The organism is Streptococcus sanguinis (genome assembly GCF_050220005.1).
GTDB lineage: Bacteria > Bacillota > Bacilli > Lactobacillales > Streptococcaceae > Streptococcus > Streptococcus sanguinis_Z.
The window spans coordinates 32,531-52,960 of the sequence record NZ_CP071413.1; the positions used below are offsets into that span (position 1 = coordinate 32,531).

Sequence of the window (20,430 nt, forward strand, 5' to 3'; positions counted from 1 at the left end):
GCAGGGTGTAAAAAATCATGGACAAGCGTATTTTTGTAGAGAAGAAGAGTAACTTCGGTGTGAAGTCACAGAGCTTGGTGAGAGAGCTGACGCACAATCTTCAGTTGAAAACATTGTCAGATCTTCGGATGATTCAAGTTTATGATGTCTTTCATCTGGCAGAAGACTTGGTCGCTCGTGCTGAAAAGCATATTTTCTCCGAGCAGGTGACTGATAGATTGCTGGCGGAAGAGGAAGTAGAGGCTGCATTTGCAGAGACAGCGTTTTTTGCCATCGAAGCGCTGCCGGGTCAGTTTGACCAGCGGGCAGCCAGCTCTCAGGAGGCCCTCTTTTTGCTCGGCGCTGGGACAGATGTTTTGGTGAGGACTGCTCAGCTTTATTTGGTCAATAAAGACATCTCAGACAGCGAGTTGGCAGCAATCAAGAAATACTTGCTGAATCCAGTTGATTCACGCTTTAAAGATATTGAGCAGCCGATCCAGCTGGAGCAGTTCTCCGAGTCTGACAAGACCATTCCGGTTCTGGACTTCTTTAAGGACTACACGGAAGCGGACTTTAAAGCCTACAAGCAGGAGCATGGTCTGGCTATGGAAGTGGCAGATTTGCTCTTTATTCAAGACTATTTCAAGTCGATTGGTCGTTTCCCGACAGAAACAGAGCTCAAGGTTCTGGATACTTACTGGTCCGACCACTGTCGACATACGACTTTTGAGACGGAGTTGAAGAAGATTGATTTTTCAGCTTCTAAGTTTGAAAAGCAGCTCCAGGCCACTTATGATAAATACTTGGCTATGCGCGATGAGCTAGGACGTGGTGACAAACCGCAGACTCTCATGGATATGGCGACTATTTTTGGTCGCTACGAGCGAGCTAATGGCCGTCTGGATGACATGGAAGTGTCTGATGAGATCAATGCCTGCTCAGTAGAGATTGAAGTGGATGTGGATGGTGTCAAGGAGCCTTGGCTGCTGATGTTTAAAAATGAAACCCACAACCACCCAACAGAAATTGAGCCCTTTGGTGGGGCTGCGACCTGTATTGGCGGAGCCATTCGTGATCCGCTTTCTGGCCGTTCTTATGTTTATCAGGCTATGCGGATTTCAGGTGCAGGCGATATTACTGAGCCGATTGCTGAAACGCGGGCTGGCAAGCTTCCTCAGCAGGTCATTTCAAAAACTGCAGCGCATGGCTATTCTTCTTACGGGAATCAAATTGGTCTAGCAACGACCTATGTCCGTGAGTATTTCCATCCAGGCTTTGTAGCCAAGCGGATGGAGCTGGGTGCGGTTGTCGGTGCGGCTCCTAAGGAAAATGTTGTCCGTGAAAAACCAGCGGCAGGTGATGTGGTCATCTTGCTGGGAGGCAAGACGGGCCGTGATGGTGTTGGTGGAGCCACTGGCTCGTCCAAGGTACAGACAGCTGCATCTGTGGAGACGGCTGGCGCGGAAGTCCAAAAAGGAAATGCTATTGAGGAGCGCAAGATTCAGCGTCTCTTCCGCGATGGCAATGTGACTCGTCTCATCAAGAAATCCAATGACTTTGGAGCTGGTGGTGTTTGTGTGGCTATTGGCGAATTGGCAGATGGGCTGGAAATTGACCTTGACAAGGTACCGCTCAAATACCAAGGACTTAACGGTACAGAAATCGCGATTTCTGAATCGCAGGAGCGGATGGCTGTGGTGGTCCGCCCAGAAGATGTGGAACAATTTATCACTGCAGCAGCTAAGGAAAACCTGTTGGCAGTCGTGGTTGCAAAAGTGACAGAAAAGCCAAATCTGGTCATGCACTGGAACGGGGGAACTATCGTGGATATTGAGCGGAGTTTTCTAGATACCAATGGTGTGCGTGTGGTTGTGGATGCCAAGGTTGTGGATGCTCAAGCAGCACTGCCAGGGCAGACTGTGACTTCTGAAGCGACTTTGGAGCAGAACCTCAAGAGCTTGCTCAGCGACCTTAATCATACCAGTCAAAAGGGGTTGCAGACGATCTTTGACAGCTCTGTTGGCCGCTCTACTGTCAATCATCCTGTCGGCGGGCGCTACCAAATCACGCCGACTGAGGCTTCTGTGCAGAAACTGCCAGTTGAGCATGGCAAGACTGAGACGGTTTCTGTGATGGCGCAGGGCTACAATCCTTATGTGGCTGCTTGGTCGCCTTATCATGGAGCAGCTTATGCAGTGATTGAAGCGACAGCTCGCTTGGTTGCTGCTGGTTCGGACTGGTCCAAGGCTCGCTTCTCTTACCAGGAATACTTCGAGCGGATGGACAAGCAGGCTGATCGTTTTGGACAGCCGGTCTCTGCTCTGCTTGGTTCGATTGAAGCTCAGATTCAGCTCGGTTTGCCGTCTATTGGTGGCAAGGATTCCATGAGCGGAACTTTTGAAGAATTGACTGTACCGCCGACCTTAGTAGCTTTTGGCGTGACTACTTCAACTGCTGGGCGCATCCTGTCTCCAGAGTTTAAGGCGACAGGAGAGTCTATCTACTATCTGCCAGGGCAGGTCCTGTCTCAGGATATTGACTTTGACTTAATCAAGAATAATTTTGAAAATTTTGCGGCCATTCAGGCCAAGTATCAGATTACAGCAGCCGCCGCTGTTAAATACGGTGGTCTGGCAGAGAGTCTGGCCTTGATGAGCTTTGGTAATCGTATTGGTGCTCAAGTGGATGTTGCTGATCTGTCTTCCGTTTTAGAGGCGCAGCTGGGCGGATTTGTCTTTACAAGTCCGGAGCAGGATATTCCAGGTGTGGTGAAGATCGGTCAAACCAAGCCAGACTTTACACTGATTGTCAATGGTGTCCAGCTTGAGGGAGCAGAGCTTTTGGCAAGCTTTGAAGGCCGACTAGAGCCTATCTACCCGACAGAATTTAAACAGGAAACAGTTATTGAAGAAGTGCCGGCTCTTGTCGCTGATACAGTTATCAAAGCTAAAGAGACAGTGGTGGAGCCGCTGGTTTACATTCCAGTCTTCCCTGGAACCAATTCAGAATACGATTCAGCCAAAGCTTTTGAAGCAGCTGGAGCCAAGGTCAATCTAGTTCCATTCGTTACTTTGGATGAAGCAGCCATTGTCAAGTCCGTTGACAGCATGGTTGACAACATTGACAAAGCGAATATCATCTTCTTTGCAGGCGGCTTCTCTGCTGCAGATGAGCCAGATGGATCCGCTAAGTTTATCGTCAACATCTTGCTAAACGAGAAGGTTAAGAAAGCCATCGATGCTTTCATCGCTCGCGGCGGTCTCATCATTGGTATCTGTAATGGATTCCAGGCTCTGGTAAAATCCGGTCTGCTTCCTTACGGAAATTTCGAAGAAGTAGGGGCTAACAGCCCAACTCTCTTTTACAATGATGCCAACCAGCATGTGGCCAAGATGGTTGAAACCCGCATTGCCAATACCAACTCGCCTTGGCTAGCTGGTGTGCAAGTGGGAGATATCCATGCCATTCCGGTTTCACATGGTGAAGGGAAATTTGTTGTGACGGCTGAGGAATTTGCTGAGCTGCGCGATAATGGTCAGATTTGGAGTCAGTACGTAGACTTTGACGGTCAGCCGAGCATGGACAGCAAGTATAATCCAAACGGCTCTCTCTACGCTATCGAAGGAATTATGAGCAAGAACGGCCAAATCATCGGGAAGATGGGGCACTCAGAACGTTATGAAGACGGCCTTTTCCAAAATATTCCAGGTCAGAAAGACCAGAAATTGTTTGAAAGCGCCGTTCGTTATTTCCAAGCGAGTCACGAATAAAGTTGGCTTGCAAGAGCAAGCAAAAAAGGAGTCTGCTTGGCCTGGAAGGCCAGGTTTTCTCCCTTTTACAAGACAAAAGAATTTAGGTAAAACAATGACATACGAAGTAAAGTCACTGAATGAAGAGTGCGGTATTTTTGGAATTTGGGGTCATCCACAGGCGGCTCAGGTCACCTATTTCGGACTCCACAGTCTGCAGCACCGCGGTCAGGAAGGAGCTGGTATCCTGTCAAACGACCACGGAAAGCTCAAACGCCACCGCGATTTGGGATTGGTTGCAGAGGTCTTTAAAAACCCAGCAGATTTGGATAATCTGACAGGAGAAGCAGCCATCGGCCACGTCCGCTATGCAACGTCTGGCGGGGCATCTATCAACAATGTCCAGCCTTTCTTCTTCAGTTTCTATGATATGCAGATGGGCTTGGCGCATAATGGCAATCTGACCAATGCCCATTCACTGAGACGGGAGTTAGAAAAGAAGGGTTCCATCTTTGCCAGTTCGTCTGATACGGAAATTCTCATGCATTTGATTCGCCATAGCGAGCAGGAAAATTTCTTAGATAAGCTCAAGGAATCCTTGAGACGAGTTCAGGGCGGCTTTGCCTACCTCATCATGAGAGAGGACAAGCTCTATGCTGCGCTGGATCCTAATGGCTTTCGTCCTTTGTCCATCGGCCGCATGAAAAATGGGGCCTGGGTCGTTTCTAGTGAAACCTGTGCTTTTGAAGTGGTGGGTGCCGAATGGGTGCGCGACCTTGAGCCAGGAGAAATCGTGATTATCGATGATGAAGGCGTGACCTACGATAGCTATACGACAGATACCCAGCTGGCTATTTGCTCAATGGAATATGTCTATTTCGCTCGGCCGGACAGCGTCATTCACGGGGTCAATGTCCATGCAGCCCGCAAACGAATGGGTCGCAGGCTGGCTCAGGAATTCCAGCATGAGGCAGATATCGTTGTTGGTGTGCCGAATTCTTCCTTGTCAGCAGCCTCTGGCTTTTCCGAAGAGTCTGGCCTGCCAAATGAAATGGGCCTGATTAAAAATCAATATATCCAACGGACTTTTATCCAGCCGACGCAGGAGTTGCGAGAACAAGGAGTTCGAATGAAATTATCAGCTGTTTCCAGCATTGTCAAGGGCAAGCGCGTGGTCATGGTGGATGACTCTATCGTGCGGGGAACAACCAGCCGACGCATCGTCCAGCTCTTACGAGATGCAGGAGCTGCTGAAGTCCATGTGGCTATCGGCAGTCCAGAGCTTAAATATCCATGTTTCTACGGCATTGATATCCAGAATCGTCGCGAGCTCATCTCGGCCAATCATACTGTTGATGAGGTTTGTGAGATTATCGGAGCTGACAGCCTGACCTACCTATCGCTGGAAGGTCTCATTGAATCAGTTGGTATTGAGACGGATGCTCCGAATGGCGGGCTTTGTGTGGCTTACTTTGACGGTCAGTACCCAACTCCGCTCTATGACTATGAAGAGCGCTATCTGGAAAGTCTGAAGGAAAAGACAAGTTTTTATTAAAACGAGGTCAGCGGTAGTTGTCGCAATCTTTTTCAAAAATAAGAGTAAGGAAGAAAATTATGACAAATAAAAATGCATACGCTCAATCCGGTGTGGATGTTGAAGCGGGTTACGAAGTTGTTGAGCGAATCAAAAAGCATGTGGCACGTACAGAGCGGGCTGGTGTCATGGGAGCACTGGGTGGCTTTGGAGGCATGTTCGACCTATCTCAGACTGGGGTCAAGGAGCCAGTGCTAATTTCTGGTACGGATGGGGTCGGAACCAAGCTCATGTTGGCCATTCAGTATGACAAGCACGATACCATTGGGCAGGACTGTGTGGCTATGTGTGTCAATGACATCATGGCTGCAGGAGCTGAGCCCCTTTACTTCCTAGACTATATTGCCACTGGGAAAAATGAACCAGCTAAACTCGAACAAGTTGTTGCTGGTGTAGCTGAAGGCTGTGTTCAGTCTGGAGCTGCCTTGATTGGCGGGGAAACCGCTGAAATGCCTGGCATGTATGGTGAAGATGACTATGACCTAGCTGGTTTTGCGGTCGGAGTTGCTGAAAAGTCAGAGATTATCGACGGATCTAAAGTCGCAGAGGGCGATGTCCTTCTGGGGTTGGCTTCCAGCGGCATCCACTCAAATGGTTACTCCCTTGTGCGCCGTGTTTTTGTGGACTATACGGGTGAGGAAGAACTGCCAGAATTGGAAGGTAAAAAACTCAAGGAAGTGTTGCTTGAGCCGACTCGTATCTATGTCAAGGCTTTGCTGCCGCTGATTAAGGAAAAGCTGGTTCATGGGATTGCCCATATTACTGGTGGCGGTTTTATCGAAAATGTGCCTCGCATGTTTGCCGATGACTTGGCTGCTGAGATTGAAGAAGATAAGATTCCAGTCTTGCCGATTTTTAAGGCTTTAGAAAAATATGGTCATATCAAGCACCAAGAAATGTTTGAAATCTTCAATATGGGACTTGGGATGATTTTGGCAGTTGCTCCTGAAAATGTGAATCGTGTCAAAGAACTTCTTGACGAGCCTGTTTATGAAGTTGGCCGGATTGTCAAAAAAGAAAGTGAAAGTGTCCTTATCAAATGAAAAAAATTGCCGTTTTTGCTTCGGGCAATGGATCAAATTTCCAAGTGATTGCTGAGCAGTTTCCTGTTGAATTTATCTTTTCAGACCATCGTGATGCCTATGTGCTCGAGCGGGCGGATAAGCTAGGTGTCAAAAGCTATGCTTTTGAGCTTAGAGAGTTTGACAGTAAGGCGGCTTACGAGCAAGCTATTGTAGACCTGCTAGAAGAGCACCAGATTGACTTGGTTTGTCTAGCAGGTTATATGAAAATTGTCGGGCCGACCTTGCTTGGCGCCTATGAAGGCCGTATTATCAATATTCACCCGGCCTACCTGCCTGAATTTCCAGGAGCTCATGGTATCGAAGATGCCTGGAATGCCGGTGTTGATCAATCTGGTGTCACCATCCACTGGGTGGACTCAGGCGTTGACACTGGTAAGATTATCCAGCAAGTGCGCGTGCCGCGACTAGCTGATGATACGATTGAAAGTTTTGAAGAACGCATCCATACCGCCGAGTATCAGCTCTATCCTCAAGTGCTGGAGAGTTTAGGAGTGGAGAGAAGGTAGTAGGTAACTTATTTGGTGGGAATTCTAATTATAGGAAGGAAAAAATATTATGAAAAAATCACAAGCAAAAGGATATTTATTAGAAATTGTATTGGCCAAGTTATTAAAAGTTAACGGATATGATTTAGTAACAAGCTCTGATAATGAAATTAGATTCTTGGAAACGAATGGTTTAAATGTCAAGGGAAGAGGTGGTTATCATCAATTTGACTCTTTAGGAACGTTCCGTATCACGCCACCATTTGTATATCCTATACGTTTATTTTTAGAGGCTAAATTTTATACAGATAATAAGGTTGGCATAGATAGAATTAGAATGGGAATAGGTATTCTACAAGATGTAAATACTAATTATTCCACAGTTGAGATGACAAGTGAAGAGTTAAAGCTACCTAAATATAATTATAATTATGCTATTTTTTCTACATCAGGATTTACAAATGGTGCTCAAAGATTGGCTATCGCTCATAAGATTTACTTAATGGATTTATCGTCTGGTTATTATCAATGGATTAGAGATTTTATAAATCAAATTGTAGATAAATTATTTATCAGGTACAGTAATAGTGGCGATGATATTAGTAGTGATATTTTTAATGATTTTAAAGAATATTTTTCTAGGTGGGTTAATGATTTAAGTTACAATCAACTTTATAGATGGTTTGATTTCAATATTCAACAATCAGTTGTGAATGAATTTGTAAACCAAATGCAAAATGTTAGAAGTATTTATATAGCGAGTACAAAGAGTTCACAAATCATAGCACTTATACCTGATAATGATGATGAGTTTCGTAATTCTCTACTTAGAGATCCACATCAAGAAGTAACTATCACATGGAATGAAAATGAGAATGATGTATGGATAGTTAGACCAACTAGAAATTATGATCGATATAGACTTACATTTCAATTACCATCTGTTATTCGAGAGTATATTTTCAATAACTCAGTAAATCAGTATGAGAGTGCTTATGATGAAAAAAGAAGAAGTTTTGGGATGCTATCATTTATCGCTTATCTTGATGGAATAAATCCTACTTTGTGTACACTAAAATTTAATGAAGAAGAAACGAAATGCAGGGTAGAACGCTATAATAGCCAGTTCAGATTGGAGAATAATAATGACTAAACGCGCACTGATCAGTGTCTCAGACAAGACAGGCATTGTAGAATTTGCGAAAGAGCTGAAAGCTCTGGGCTGGGATATCATCTCAACCGGTGGTACCAAGGTGGCCCTAGAAAATGAAGGAGTGGGCACCATTGCCATTGATGATGTGACTGGTTTTCCAGAGATGATGGATGGCCGTGTCAAGACCCTCCATCCAAACATTCACGGAGGTCTCTTGGCTCGTCGGGATTTGGATAGCCACCTGCAAGCGGCCAAGGAGAATCAGATTGAGCTCATTGACCTGGTGGTGGTGAACCTTTATCCTTTTAAGGAAACCATTCTCAAGCCAGGTGTAGAGTATGCAGATGCGGTGGAAAATATTGACATCGGTGGGCCCTCTATGCTGCGCTCTGCGGCTAAAAATCATGCCAGCGTGACGGTTGTTGTAGATCCGGCTGATTATGCTCTTGTTCTGGAAGAGTTGGCAGCAAATGGCCAAACGACCTATGAAACGCGGCAGCGCTTAGCAGCTAAGGTTTTCCGTCATACAGCAGCTTATGATGCTTTGATTGCAGACTATTTCACGAATCAGGTGGGCGAAAGCAAGCCTGAAAAGCTGACCTTGACCTATGAGCTCAAGCAGCCTATGCGCTACGGGGAAAATCCCCAGCAGGATGCTGATTTCTATCAGACGGCCTTGCCACTGGACTATTCCATCGCTTCGGCCAAGCAGCTGAATGGAAAAGAGTTGTCCTTCAATAACATTCGTGATGCCGATGCGGCCATTCGGATTATTCGAGATTTTAAGGATCGGCCAACTGTTGTGGCGCTAAAACATATGAATCCTTGTGGCATTGGTCAAGCGGATGATATCGAGACAGCTTGGGACTATGCCTATGAGTCTGATCCAGTGTCCATCTTTGGTGGGATTGTCGTCCTCAACCGTCAGGTCGATGCTGCGACAGCTGAGAAGATGCACAGTATTTTCCTGGAAATTATCATTGCACCGAGCTATACGGCAGAAGCGCTAGCTATTTTGACCAATAAAAAGAAAAATCTGCGGATTTTGGAGTTGGCTTTTGATGCTCAGGCAGCTTCTGGAGCCGAGAAGGAAGTGACCGGTGTTCTGGGTGGTCTCCTCGTGCAAAACCAAGATGTTATCGAGGAAAATTCAGCTGATTGGCAGGTCGTGACCAAGCGCCAGCCGAGCGAGCAGGAGCGAGTGGCTTTGGAATTTGCTTGGAAGTCCGTCAAATATGTCAAATCCAACGGTATCATCATTACCAATGACCGTCAGGTGCTGGGAGTCGGTCCTGGTCAGACCAACCGCGTGGCTTCTGTCAAGATTGCTATTGAGCAAGCCAAAGATCGCCTTGACGGTGCCGCTCTGGCTTCTGACGCCTTCTTCCCCTTTGCGGACAATATCGAAGAAATCGCAGAAGCTGGTATCAAAGCCATTATCCAGCCGGGTGGGTCCGTCCGTGATGAGGAGTCTATTATTGCGGCCGACAAGCACGGCTTGACCATGATCTTCACTGGCGTACGGCATTTTAGGCATTAAGAAATATAAAAAATCCTCGGGTCAGCCGAGGATTTTTGAGTAGACTTATATTCAATGAAATTCATGAATAAACTAAGCAGGAGCAGTCTGCTCAAAGTAGTTTTGAGAAGTGCGAAAGCGACTTATTTAGGGTAGATATAGGTCAGGCGGCCCCAGTAGGAAGCAGTTGGGTCAAACCAGCCACGGAAGTTGCTGATGTACTGCTTGCCGAGGTAGTTAGACTCTTGAATCTGGATGCGGGTATTGGATTCGACATGAGTCACAACACCAACGTGGCCGTAGCCACCGTCATCCCAGCAGGCGATGGCACCAACCTCAGGTGTACTGCCGGTACGGAATCCAGCTCTTCTGGCACTAGCTGCCCATTGACCGCCGTTGCCCCAGTAATTTCCAGCCCAAGGAGCTAGAGCTTTGGCTCCCCAAGTACATTGACCGACAGGATAAGTTGTCGCATTAGCAGCGGCATAGTTAGGCTGAATATTAGCTGATTGAACGCTTGATTTCTCAACCTGATAGCTAGTTCCAGTCAGGCCGATTAACTGTCCCGCTTTTCTACGATAGACATGGGTGTTAAATAGACCGCTCCCCTTGTGATTCTGAGTATCTACGGTAAACTTGTATGTTCCATTGCCGACCTTATTAGCGGTATACCATTTGATATCATCTTGCCCATTGACTTCTGACCAAGTCGGCAGAATAATATCGCCATCTCCGTAGGCGTCTGTCACTGTCACCTCATAGCGATTAGCCTCAGTTTTCCTGACTGCAACCTTGGCTTGGATTTGGTCGGTAGACATTGAGACGGCATCTGCTGCGTAGCTACGCTCACTGCCGTCCTTATAGGTGACATACACATGGTTGTTATAGGTTCCAGACAAAGCCTGGTGATTACGGATATCAAAGGTTGCGCTGAAGGAGCCATCTCCGTTAGGAGTGGCTGCATACCATTTAAGATTGCTCTGATTACTAGTGCTCCAAATTGGCACCCGGACAGATTGAATAGGTTTAGATAAGCTAGTTTCGGTAGTTTTCACGGTGTAGGTCCCTTGTTTGGGGTTGATATTTTCCACAGTAAAAAGCGGTTTTTGCTCCTCTTCAGAAGGCAATTTTCCACTATCAATTTGTATAGTAGTTCCTGAGAGACCTGTTAAGTCAGATTTAACATAACTTTCACCGTAAAGGTGAATATTGTAAATCCCTGTGTCGTAGTTATGCTTTCTGAGTTCCACCCGAGCGCTGTAGCTACCATCTGGATTTTTGCTTGCTTCATACCATTGTAGATCATCTTGCCCATTTTTCTCAGACCAAGTTGGAAGAACAATTCGATGCATGGTATCGGGTACGTTTTTGACAGTAATGTCCATGATACCTGTTTGAGGGAAGCTGGTCTCAACAGTAGGATTAGGTTTTTCTAAATTGAAAGTGGTTCCGTTTAAGCCAATCATCTTACCATCTTTATTTTCATAAGTATGAATGTGATAAGTTCCATAGCCTTTGTGATTTGAAAGTTCAAATTCAGTAATATCTTGTCCTGCATTGTACCATTTGATATCATCTTGTCCATTTTCATCAGACCAAACAGCATGTAGAATATTAGAATTTATTTGGTCTTTGTTGCGATTAAAGTGAATTTGAGCGGTTTTCCCTAGGATATTAGAAGTGACATTAATGGCTGGTTTATCGAGAGTAAAGGTTGTTCCATTCAGCCCAATTAATTTTCCATAGAGATCAATATAGGTATGAACATGAAACGTACCATATCCTGGATGGTTACTCAGGTCAATGTCAGTGTTAGTAGTAGTTGTTGACGGTGCTTCATACCATTTGATATCATCCTGTCCGTTCTCATCAGACCAAACAGCGTAGAGAATACGATGAGGTTCTTGAGCTTGGGAACGGGTATAACTAATAGAGGCTGTACGATCGTTCACAGTCACATCGACATTGCTGGCACGATCAGTAGGGCCTAGAATTTTGACTTCAGATTCAGGCGTTTCGGTCGCATGAACTGTTGAGTGGCTCGCAAAGAGACCTAGGACAGCTCCGGATAATAAAAACAGTTTTTGATATTTCTTCATAAAACTCCTTTGTGAGAATGGTTTTGGATGGGCCCACCTGTATTATTCGGAAAACTTATTTGAAAATGATAGTAAATTTGACAAGCCCTGAATATTTTCTGTCTAAAATAGACATAATCCACTCAAAAAGGAGAAGGCTGAAGACAACAACAATTACGGCAATCAGATAGAAGAGACATTCTTTTTCTCATTAGAATGGAATAAAACGAACGATTATGATATAATTTAGATAAATAATTCGTAAAAATGCGATATTTTTACATGATGTGTTAGCTTGGTGCGTAAGCACCTGTGATATTGGATATTGAGGTATCTTGGCTATGAAGCTTTTAGTTGTTGGTTCAGGCGGTCGTGAACATGCGATTGCCAAGAAGTTATTAGAGTCTCAGGATGTGGAGCAGGTTTTTGTCGCTCCTGGAAATGATGGCATGATCTTGGATGGGTTGGATTTAGTAAACATTGGAATTTCCGAACATTCTAAACTAATTGAATTTGCCAAGGAGAATGATGTTGCTTGGTCTTTTATTGGTCCGGATGATGCCCTGGCAGCTGGAATTGTAGATGATTTTAACCAAGCTGGTCTCAAGGCTTTCGGTCCATCTCGTTTAGCAGCGGAGCTGGAGTGGTCCAAGGATTTTGCCAAGGAAATCATGGTCAAATACGGCGTGCCGACAGCAGCCTATGGCACATTTTCCGACTTTGAGGAAGCCAAAGCTTACATCGAAAAGCAGGGAGCACCTATCGTCGTCAAGGCAGACGGCCTAGCTCTGGGCAAGGGCGTGGTCGTCGCAGAGACTGTTGAGCAGGCAGTCGAAGCAGCTCACGATATGCTCTTGGATAATAAATTTGGCGACAGCGGTGCGCGTGTGGTTATCGAAGAATTTCTGGATGGCGAGGAGTTCTCCCTCTTTGCCTTTGTCAATGGCGATAAGTTTTACATCCTGCCGACGGCTCAGGACCATAAGCGGGCCTACGACGGGGACAAGGGGCCCAATACAGGCGGCATGGGAGCCTATGCGCCAGTGCCTCACCTGCCAAAAAGCGTGGTGGACCAGTCAGTTGAGACGATTATTAAGCCGGTTCTCAAAGGCATGATAGCTGAAGGACGACCTTATCTGGGCGTGCTCTACGCTGGGCTGATTCTGACAGCAGATGGCCCTAAGGTTATCGAGTTTAACTCGCGCTTTGGTGATCCGGAGACCCAGATTATCCTGCCGCGCCTGACGTCTGACTTTGCGCAGAACATCACGGACATTTTGGACAAGAAGGAGCCGACTATCACCTGGCTGGATGAGGGCGTGACCCTTGGCGTGGTTGTCGCATCAAATGGCTACCCGCTGGACTATAAGAAAGGCCTGCCTCTGCCGGAGAAGACAGCCGGCGACATCATCACCTACTATGCTGGGGCTAAGTTTGCGGAAAATAGCAGAGCACTGCTGTCAAATGGCGGCCGAGTGTATATGCTGGTCACCACAGCAGATACCGTCTCAGCTGCGCAAGAAAAAATCTACGACCAACTAAAAAAACAAGACACCACAGGCTTCTTTTACCGAACTGATATCGGAAGCAAGGCCATAAAAGATTAACAGATACTATAGTTGTCATGGCGAGCGAAAGCGCGCCACTATAGGATAATCGTCGCAGTAGTGGAACTCCTAGTAGCTTTGCTACTAGGAGCGGAAAACTGGAGACTTAGGCTCCAGTTTTAGTAATGGAACGCCATAGGCGGTCGCTTACGTCCGCACTACAATAGACGATTATCAAAAAAGAAAAGGAAAAATTATGACTAAACCAATTATTTCCATCATCATGGGCTCTAAATCCGACTGGGCCACCATGCAAAAAACAGCTGAAGTTTTAGATCGCTTCAGTGTTGCCTACGAAAAGAAAGTCGTTTCCGCTCATCGGACGCCTGACCTCATGTTCAGACATGCCGAAGAAGCCCGCAGTCGTGGCATCAAGGTCATCATCGCAGGTGCAGGTGGTGCAGCCCATTTGCCAGGAATGGTAGCGGCTAAAACCACCCTGCCGGTCATCGGTGTACCGGTCAAATCACGCGCGCTCAGTGGTCTGGACTCTCTTTATTCGATTGTGCAGATGCCGGGCGGTGTACCTGTGGCAACTATGGCAATCGGTGAAGCGGGAGCGATCAACGCTGCCCTGACTGCCCTTCGGATCTTGGCGATTGAAGATCAAGACCTAGCAGCAGCGCTAGCAGATTTTGCAGAAGAACAAGGAAAAATCGCTGAGGAGTCCGCGAATGAGCTCATCTAAAACAATCGGAATCATCGGTGGCGGTCAGCTGGGTCAGATGATGGCCATTTCTGCTATCTACATGGGGCACAAGGTTATCGCGCTGGATCCTGCGGCGGATTGCCCAGCCTCTCGTGTGGCGGAAATCATCGTAGCTCCTTATAACGATGTGGATGCCCTGCGCCAGTTGGCGGAGCGTTGCGATGTCCTGACCTATGAGTTTGAAAATGTTGATGCTGACGGGCTGGATGCCGTTATCAAGGATGGTCAGCTCCCTCAAGGAACGGATCTGCTCCGTATTTCCCAAAATCGCATTTTTGAAAAGGACTTTCTCGCAAACAAGGCCCAAGTCACTGTGGCACCCTACAAGGTTGTGACTTCTAGCCAAGACTTGGCAGATATCGACCTGTCGAAAAACCATGTCCTCAAAACGGCGACTGGTGGCTACGATGGGCATGGACAAAAGGTTATTCGCTCGGCAGCAGACTTGGAAGAAGCCCATGCTTTAGCCGATTCAGCAGCTTGTGTCTTGGAAGAATTCGTCAATTTTGACCTTGAAATTTCTGTCATCGTGTCAGGAAATGGCAAGGACGTGACGGTTTTCCCAGTTCAGGAAAATATCCACCGCAACAATATCTTGTCTAAGACCATTGTGCCAGCTCGTATTTCAGAAAGTCTAGCTGATAAAGCCAAAGCTATGGCTCTACGAATTGCAGAACAATTGAACCTGTCTGGAACTCTTTGCGTGGAAATGTTTGCAACAGCTGATGATATCATTGTCAATGAGATTGCCCCCCGCCCACACAACTCTGGGCACTACTCTATCGAAGCCTGCGACTTCTCCCAGTTTGACACCCATATCTTAGGTGTTCTGGGAGCACCATTGCCAGCTATCCACCTACATGCGCCAGCCGTTATGCTCAATGTACTCGGCCAGCATATCGAGGTCGCTGAAAAATATGTCACAGAAAATCCAAGCGCCCACCTCCACCTGTATGGTAAAATAGAAGCGAAACACAACCGTAAAATGGGGCATGTGACTGTGTTTAGTGATACGCCGGATAGTGTGGTTGAATTTGGTGAGGGGATTGATTTTTGAAATGACAGAAGAATTTGATGAATTGCTAGATGATGAAATAACGACCGTAACACTGACTTATACGGATGATTTGATTGTTCCAGAGATTGCGGATAGAGAGGGGATTCATATTTTAGAGAGAGCTGGCAATCAGCTAGTCTTAGAATATTCTTGTTCCGTGAAGGAAGTTAAGGATTATCTGAGTAGTTACGGCCTGCCTAGACATCCTGAGAGAATTTCATTTGAATTTTCTATACATGAAGACTCAGAAAATGATAATCTTTAAAGTTAAATGGAGACCAGTTTATGATTCAAATCATCGTTAATGCCTTTGTGGAAGAAGGCAAAGAAACTGCTGTTGTGGAAGTGCTCTTTGCCAGTGCCGACCATGAAAAAGTAAAAGCTAAATATCAGGAATTAAAGATTCAATATCCAAACCATTATCTGGCTATCTATGATTTGCCATTAGATACGGATCTAAGTGGCTTGCCACACTATCCGTCGGTAGCGATAAGCAAGGAGGAGTTTGATTAGTCTATGAAAACTATTGGTCTGATTGGTGGTATGAGTTGGGAAAGCACCACATCTTACTACCAAATCATCAACGAAACCATCAAAAAAGAGCTGGGTAGCTTGCATTCAGCTAAGATTCTACTTTATAGTGTTGATTTTGCAGAGATTGAGCATTATCAGGCAGTTGGAGACTGGGAGAAAAGCGGTCAACTGTTGACAGATATTGCTCAGAGCTTGGAGCAAGCTGGTGCGGATTTCATCGTTATTTGTACCAACACCATGCACAAGGTTGCTCCGCAGATACAAGAAAAGATTACAATACCAATCTTGCATATTGCGCAGGCAACTGTGCAGGCCTTGTTGACTGACGGCATTCAAAAAGTCGGTCTCCTAGGGACCAAGTACACCATGACTCAAGATTTTTACAAGGAGAAATTAATAGAGTCTGGGTTAGAAGTGCTGATTCCAGATCAAGCTGGCATTACAGAGGTTAATCGAATTATTTATGACGAACTTTGCCTAGGGAACATCAAAGAAAGCTCAAAACAGGCTTATCTTGCCATTATAGATGAATTGAAAAAAGCAGGTGCTGAAGCTGTTATCTTGGGTTGTACCGAGATTGGTCTCCTCGTCAAGCAATCCGACACTGACCTGCCACTCTATGACACAACGGTGATTCATGCAGAGAAAACAGCGGAGTGGGCGGTTGGGTAAGAGGAGGTTTAGAGAGAGGGAATTAGTAATATGATTGAAAAAATCATTAGTATAAAAAACTATGGTCCTTTTACAAATTACATGAGTGGTGGTAGTGAATGGGACGGTACTTTAAGAAAGAATAATATTATTTATGCCCCTAATGGAAGTGGGAAAACCACCCTCTCAATTTTATTTGATTCACTTAATGGTAAAACTAAATTGGTGGGGAAGAAAGCGTCGTTATTTGTGGAAGGAAAACCAGATATCCATTTAAGAATAGGAGGAGAAAATTATAAGTTTAAGGATAAGCAATGGGATAAAAAGTTGAGCAACATTGTTACGTTTAATAATTTTTATTTAGAAAATAATATATATTCTGTTGGAAGCGATTCTAATAGAGATGATTCATTGAACACATCAACTTTATTTAGTTTATTAAATGTTCCTGAGGCTTCGCTTATAATGAAAGAGGCTATTCGACTTGAATCTGATAGAAAAATCTTAGCTAGAAGACTCTGGGGGTCGCGTAATATAAATGGGATAAAAAATGATTGGGAACGCACTAGGCGCAAATGGAAACAGAATAAAAAAGCTTTACGACAAATTAAAAATGTACAAGTCAATAGTCTAGCAATAATATTCAAAAAATTTGAAGAAGCTATTAATAAATATTTACTCAGATTCACACCTAACATTGAAGTGACAAAAATCACACCCTTTTATTCCTTTGGAAAAGGAAGCGCAACATTTCAAAGAGCTGCTATTGAGATAAAAGTAAACGGAAATAGAGTTGTGCTAGATGAAGATGGCAAAAGTAAAATCCCATTAAGATATGTTCTTAGTGAGGGTGATAAAAATACATTAGCTTTGGCAATATTCTTAGCAAAGTTTGATTTAATAGCTGATTCTGAATCTTATATAGTGGTTGTGGATGACCCGTTTACAAGTTTTGATTCTTCCAGAAAAAAAGCGACTATTAAGGAATTATCTAGGCTATCTGAAAAAATAAAACAACTAATTGTTTTAACCCATGATTTAAATTTTGGAAGTGAGCTTGAGAGGAGTCTCTTAAATCCTGAAACATTACAAATAAGAATTTTACCTAAAAATCGTCATATTCAGAGTGTATCGTTTGAGGAGCTTTCATTGCAGGGATTATTGAAGGATATTACTGATTTACATAGTTTCTCAAATGGTTTATTAACAGATGAGAGCGATATACTAAGAGTTGCTAGAAGTATTCGTCCAACATTAGAGGGAATGTTTAGGATTAAATACTTTAATCATTTGAAAAAAGATGAGTGGCTAGGAGATATGATTGCTCATGTAAAAAAATCAGAACAAAGTTCTGTATTTTATAAATTAAAACCTTATCTGGAAGAACTAACTGATGTTAATGATTATTCAAAAGAATTTCATCATAGCAATATAAACCAAAGACAGTCTATTGATTATCAAGAATTGCTGACATTTGTTAGAAGAACACTAAAGTTAGTTGAAGTTATTTAGAAATAAAAAGGAGCAAATAATGATCAACCGTTATTCTCGCCCTGAAATGGCGAACATTTGGACAGAGGAAAATAAGTACAAGGCTTGGCTGGAGGTAGAGATTCTGGCTGATGAGGCCTGGGCTGAGTTGGGGGAAATCCCTAAGGAAGATGTGGCTTTGATTCGCGAGAAGGCAGACTTTGACATCGATCGTATTTTGGAGATTGAGCAGGAGACGCGCCACGATGTGGTGGCTTTTACGCGGGCAGTTTCTGAGACACTTGGTGAAGAGCGCAAGTGGGTGCACTATGGCTTGACCTCGACTGATGTGGTGGATACGGCCTACGGCTACCTCTACAAGCAGGCTAATGACATTATTCGTGAGGATCTGCGTTGCTTCACTGACATCATTGCAGAGCGGGCGCGGGAGCATAAGTTCACCATCATGATGGGACGGACTCACGGGGTGCATGCGGAGCCGACGACTTTCGGACTTAAGCTCGCGACTTGGTACAGCGAAATGAAGCGCAACATCGAGCGTTTCGAGATTGCGGCTGCGGGTGTGGAAGCCGGGAAAATCTCTGGAGCGGTTGGGAACTTCGCCAACATTCCGCCATTTGTGGAAAGCTATGTCTGTGAGAAATTAGGCATCCGTCCACAAGAGATTTCGACCCAAGTCCTGCCACGTGACCTCCATGCTGAATACTTCTCAGCCTTAGCCTTGATTGCGACATCTATCGAACGCATGGCGACTGAGATTCGTGGTCTGCAAAAGTCTGAGCAGCGCGAGGTGGAAGAGTTCTTTGCCAAGGGTCAAAAAGGCAGTTCAGCTATGCCTCACAAGCGTAATCCAATCGGATCTGAAAATATGACTGGTCTGGCGCGTGTTATTCGCGGTCACATGGTGACGGCCTTTGAGAACGTCTCTCTCTGGCATGAGCGTGACATTTCCCACTCATCAGCTGAGCGGATTATCGCTCCAGACACGACCATTCTTATCGACTACATGCTCAACCGCTTTGGTAATATCCTCAAGAACTTGACCGTCTTCCCAGAAAACATGAAGCGCAACATGAACTCGACCTTTGGTCTTATCTTCAGTCAGCGGGCTATGTTGACCTTGATTGAAAAAGGCATGACGCGAGAGCAAGCTTATGACTTGGTGCAGCCAAAGACTGCCCAGTCTTGGGATAATCAAGTGGACTTCAAGCCTCTACTCAAAGCGGATCCAGAAGTCACTTCCCGTCTTACTCAGGAAGAGATTGATGAAATCTTCAACCCAGTTTACTATACCAAGCGCGTAGATGAAATCTTCAAGCGCGTGGGGCTGGATTAAACAAAAAATAGGCATTTCGTAAGAAGTGCCTATTTTCTTTATATTAAATTTGACTGGCCAGCTGCCCGATTTTCTTGAGCATTTCTTGGCGTTGTTGGTCTGTTTTGCGTTCTACTCCGTTGAGCTCTGTCAGTTTGACTGGAGAAATACCACAAAGTTTCAGGATTTGATTTTTAAGTACCTTGCCGTAGTCTTGGACGAAAGGCAGGGCAAAACCTGGTGTATTATGGCTAACGATAATCCATGCAGACTTGCCTTGCAAGTGGCCTTGCATGCCGATTTTCTTATAAGAGTAGGCAAAGTCAGCTGCAAAGACGCGGTCGATAAAGCCTTTGAGAATGGCCGGCATACCGCTCCACCAGATAGGGAAAATGAAAATCAGATGGTCTGCCCAAGTGATTAAATCTCGGTATTTGGCCATTTCAGGGTCTTTATGCAAGTCACGGCGTCTGTGTTCTTGGTCAAAGCGCAAGATTGGATCAAAATTTTCAGCATACAAGTCCAAGGTTTTCACCTCGTGCTTTTTAGAAAGGTTGCTTTGAACTTCTTTGAGAATAGCAGCATTGAAGCCAGTTGGGCTGGGGTGGGTGTAAATAATCAAGGTTTTCATGATCGTTCTCCTTTGATATAAATGTCAAGCATGTGCTCAATCGTGCTTTGGATGGCTTGGGGATCAAGGTCTTGTCCGATGGGACTGTTGGCTAGAACGGCTAGGCCTGTGATAAAGCTCCAAAAGTGAAAAAGGCTTTCCGCTTCGCTATTGTTAAACTTTTCCTCCTTGCGAAGCTTTAAAACGAGCTCCTTAAATTTATCAAATCCAGGCAGGTCAGACTCCAAGAGAATAGTGTCCTGCGTCACCTTCATATATTTAAAAGGGAATTTGATAAAGAGTGCTTCGAAAAAATGAGGGTAGGTCTTGGCAAAAATAATGAAATTAAGACCAAGCTGGGTCAGCTGATCACGCGCAGAACCTGTCGCATCAATATTTTCATTGATTTCCTGATTGAGAAACAGCGAAAGCTGGGTCAAAACCACCTTGAGGTAGCCTTCCTTGCTCTCAAAATGGCGGTAAGGGCTGCCGTGAGTTACACCGCAGGCCTTGGCAACAGTCCTTAGCGAGAGCTGTTCAATTCCATGTTTTCCGATTTCGTCAATCCCTGTTTGAATGAGCTGTTCTTTCAGCTGGGCAGTATTGCGTTTCATTCATTTTCTCCTAAAGTATACACTGTCTACTTATCTATCTTTAGTATACACTGTCTACTTTTTCTTGTCAACTAATTTGATGCTTTCTTCTATTCTAGGATGTGGCAGAATTTGCTTTCGGTAAGATAAAATGTTAAAATAACATTAAAATGATAGCGCTTTCTTTTTAGGGCGAATTGCTCATTTTAGAGAAGCGC

17 protein-coding genes are annotated in these 20,430 nt (G+C 44.9%); 14 read left to right on the forward strand and 3 right to left on the reverse strand.

Features of this window, described 5'->3' with window-relative positions:
* Nucleotides 1-17: 17 nt before the first annotated feature.
* The 6 genes from J1C86_RS00250 to purH all read left to right on the forward strand — a co-directional run bounded on the left by J1C86_RS00250 (nucleotide 18) and on the right by purH (nucleotide 9,588).
* A complete protein-coding gene (locus J1C86_RS00250; RefSeq protein ID WP_125409623.1) occupies nucleotides 18-3,752 on the forward strand; it encodes a phosphoribosylformylglycinamidine synthase in 3,735 nt (1,244 codons plus the stop codon).
* A gap of 94 nt (nucleotides 3,753-3,846) precedes the next feature.
* Nucleotides 3,847-5,286 (forward strand): amidophosphoribosyltransferase, encoded by a 1,440-nt coding sequence (purF, locus tag J1C86_RS00255; protein ID WP_002907653.1) that lies wholly within the window; start codon nucleotides 3,847-3,849, stop codon nucleotides 5,284-5,286.
* A gap of 59 nt (nucleotides 5,287-5,345) precedes the next feature.
* Nucleotides 5,346-6,368, forward strand: coding sequence for a phosphoribosylformylglycinamidine cyclo-ligase (gene purM, locus J1C86_RS00260; protein ID WP_125406367.1), 1,023 nt, complete (start codon nucleotides 5,346-5,348; stop codon nucleotides 6,366-6,368).
* Nucleotides 6,365-6,916 carry a phosphoribosylglycinamide formyltransferase gene (purN, locus tag J1C86_RS00265; protein WP_125406370.1) on the forward strand — a complete coding sequence of 184 codons (552 nt, stop codon included), beginning with the start codon at nucleotides 6,365-6,367 and terminating at the stop codon, nucleotides 6,914-6,916. The genes purM and purN overlap by 4 nt, the downstream gene beginning before the upstream one ends.
* Before the next feature lie 49 nt (nucleotides 6,917-6,965).
* Nucleotides 6,966-8,048 carry a hypothetical protein gene (locus J1C86_RS00270; RefSeq protein ID WP_125406373.1) on the forward strand — a complete coding sequence of 361 codons (1,083 nt, stop codon included), beginning with the start codon at nucleotides 6,966-6,968 and terminating at the stop codon, nucleotides 8,046-8,048.
* Nucleotides 8,041-9,588: a bifunctional phosphoribosylaminoimidazolecarboxamide formyltransferase/IMP cyclohydrolase gene (gene purH, locus J1C86_RS00275; protein ID WP_125406376.1), complete on the forward strand. Its 1,548-nt coding sequence runs from the start codon at nucleotides 8,041-8,043 to the stop codon at nucleotides 9,586-9,588. The genes J1C86_RS00270 and purH overlap by 8 nt, the downstream gene beginning before the upstream one ends.
* Nucleotides 9,589-9,710: 122 nt before the next feature.
* Here the strand turns inward: purH and J1C86_RS00280 are convergent, their stop codons facing one another.
* Complete coding sequence (locus J1C86_RS00280; RefSeq protein ID WP_125406379.1) at nucleotides 9,711-11,666, reverse strand: GBS Bsp-like repeat-containing protein; 1,956 nt, start codon at nucleotides 11,664-11,666, stop codon at nucleotides 9,711-9,713.
* A gap of 320 nt (nucleotides 11,667-11,986) precedes the next feature.
* Between J1C86_RS00280 and purD the strand changes: the two genes are divergently transcribed.
* The 8 genes from purD to purB all read left to right on the forward strand — a co-directional run bounded on the left by purD (nucleotide 11,987) and on the right by purB (nucleotide 19,030).
* Entirely contained in the window at nucleotides 11,987-13,252 is a 1,266-nt protein-coding gene (purD, locus tag J1C86_RS00285) for a phosphoribosylamine--glycine ligase (RefSeq protein WP_125406382.1), read from the forward strand.
* Between the two features lie 196 nt (nucleotides 13,253-13,448).
* Nucleotides 13,449-13,940, forward strand: coding sequence for a 5-(carboxyamino)imidazole ribonucleotide mutase (gene purE / locus J1C86_RS00290; RefSeq protein WP_125406385.1), 492 nt, complete (start codon nucleotides 13,449-13,451; stop codon nucleotides 13,938-13,940).
* Complete coding sequence (gene purK, locus J1C86_RS00295; RefSeq protein ID WP_125406388.1) at nucleotides 13,927-15,018, forward strand: 5-(carboxyamino)imidazole ribonucleotide synthase; 1,092 nt, start codon at nucleotides 13,927-13,929, stop codon at nucleotides 15,016-15,018. The genes purE and purK overlap by 14 nt, the downstream gene beginning before the upstream one ends.
* A gap of 1 nt (nucleotide 15,019) precedes the next feature.
* Nucleotides 15,020-15,283, forward strand: a complete 264-nt coding sequence (locus J1C86_RS00300; protein ID WP_002931759.1) for a hypothetical protein — start codon at nucleotides 15,020-15,022, stop codon at nucleotides 15,281-15,283.
* 20 nt (nucleotides 15,284-15,303) lie between these two features.
* Complete coding sequence (locus tag J1C86_RS00305; protein ID WP_125406391.1) at nucleotides 15,304-15,531, forward strand: phosphoribosylaminoimidazole carboxylase; 228 nt, start codon at nucleotides 15,304-15,306, stop codon at nucleotides 15,529-15,531.
* A 3-nt stretch (nucleotides 15,532-15,534) separates the two neighbouring features.
* On the forward strand, nucleotides 15,535-16,224 hold the full coding sequence (locus J1C86_RS00310) for an aspartate/glutamate racemase family protein (protein ID WP_125406394.1): 690 nt from the start codon (nucleotides 15,535-15,537) through the stop codon (nucleotides 16,222-16,224).
* Between the two features lie 30 nt (nucleotides 16,225-16,254).
* Entirely contained in the window at nucleotides 16,255-17,715 is a 1,461-nt protein-coding gene (locus tag J1C86_RS00315) for an AAA family ATPase (RefSeq protein ID WP_125406397.1), read from the forward strand.
* Between the two features lie 19 nt (nucleotides 17,716-17,734).
* Nucleotides 17,735-19,030, forward strand: a complete 1,296-nt coding sequence (purB, locus tag J1C86_RS00320; RefSeq protein ID WP_125406400.1) for an adenylosuccinate lyase — start codon at nucleotides 17,735-17,737, stop codon at nucleotides 19,028-19,030.
* A 43-nt stretch (nucleotides 19,031-19,073) separates the two neighbouring features.
* Here the strand turns inward: purB and J1C86_RS00325 are convergent, their stop codons facing one another.
* Together J1C86_RS00325 and J1C86_RS00330 are read right to left on the reverse strand one after the other, a co-directional pair.
* Nucleotides 19,074-19,640: an NAD(P)H-dependent oxidoreductase gene (locus J1C86_RS00325; RefSeq protein ID WP_125406403.1), complete on the reverse strand. Its 567-nt coding sequence runs from the start codon at nucleotides 19,638-19,640 to the stop codon at nucleotides 19,074-19,076.
* The gene (locus tag J1C86_RS00330) at nucleotides 19,637-20,233 is read right to left on the reverse strand and encodes a TetR/AcrR family transcriptional regulator (RefSeq protein WP_125406406.1); all 597 of its coding nucleotides are present in this window, start codon (nucleotides 20,231-20,233) and stop codon (nucleotides 19,637-19,639) included. The genes J1C86_RS00325 and J1C86_RS00330 overlap by 4 nt, the downstream gene beginning before the upstream one ends.
* Nucleotides 20,234-20,430 lie beyond the last annotated feature (197 nt).

Bases quoted from the DNA above. Each gene is read 5' to 3' on its own strand.
- J1C86_RS00305 (WP_125406391.1), top strand. From the start codon at position 15,304: ATGATTCAAATCATCGTTAATGCCTTTGTGGAAGAAGGCAAAGAAACT.
- purN (WP_125406370.1), top strand. From the start codon at position 6,365: ATGAAAAAAATTGCCGTTTTTGCTTCGGGCAATGGATCAAATTTCCAA.
- purK (WP_125406388.1), top strand. From the start codon at position 13,927: ATGAGCTCATCTAAAACAATCGGAATCATCGGTGGCGGTCAGCTGGGT.
- J1C86_RS00325 (WP_125406403.1), bottom strand. From the start codon at position 19,640: ATGAAAACCTTGATTATTTACACCCACCCCAGCCCAACTGGCTTCAAT.
- J1C86_RS00270 (WP_125406373.1), top strand. From the start codon at position 6,966: ATGAAAAAATCACAAGCAAAAGGATATTTATTAGAAATTGTATTGGCC.
- purD (WP_125406382.1), top strand. From the start codon at position 11,987: ATGAAGCTTTTAGTTGTTGGTTCAGGCGGTCGTGAACATGCGATTGCC.
- purF (WP_002907653.1), top strand. From the start codon at position 3,847: ATGACATACGAAGTAAAGTCACTGAATGAAGAGTGCGGTATTTTTGGA.
- purE (WP_125406385.1), top strand. From the start codon at position 13,449: ATGACTAAACCAATTATTTCCATCATCATGGGCTCTAAATCCGACTGG.
- J1C86_RS00300 (WP_002931759.1), top strand. From the start codon at position 15,020: ATGACAGAAGAATTTGATGAATTGCTAGATGATGAAATAACGACCGTA.
- J1C86_RS00310 (WP_125406394.1), top strand. From the start codon at position 15,535: ATGAAAACTATTGGTCTGATTGGTGGTATGAGTTGGGAAAGCACCACA.
- J1C86_RS00330 (WP_125406406.1), bottom strand. From the start codon at position 20,233: ATGAAACGCAATACTGCCCAGCTGAAAGAACAGCTCATTCAAACAGGG.
- purM (WP_125406367.1), top strand. From the start codon at position 5,346: ATGACAAATAAAAATGCATACGCTCAATCCGGTGTGGATGTTGAAGCG.
- J1C86_RS00315 (WP_125406397.1), top strand. From the start codon at position 16,255: ATGATTGAAAAAATCATTAGTATAAAAAACTATGGTCCTTTTACAAAT.
- J1C86_RS00280 (WP_125406379.1), bottom strand. From the start codon at position 11,666: ATGAAGAAATATCAAAAACTGTTTTTATTATCCGGAGCTGTCCTAGGT.
- purB (WP_125406400.1), top strand. From the start codon at position 17,735: ATGATCAACCGTTATTCTCGCCCTGAAATGGCGAACATTTGGACAGAG.
- J1C86_RS00250 (WP_125409623.1), top strand. From the start codon at position 18: ATGGACAAGCGTATTTTTGTAGAGAAGAAGAGTAACTTCGGTGTGAAG.
- purH (WP_125406376.1), top strand. From the start codon at position 8,041: ATGACTAAACGCGCACTGATCAGTGTCTCAGACAAGACAGGCATTGTA.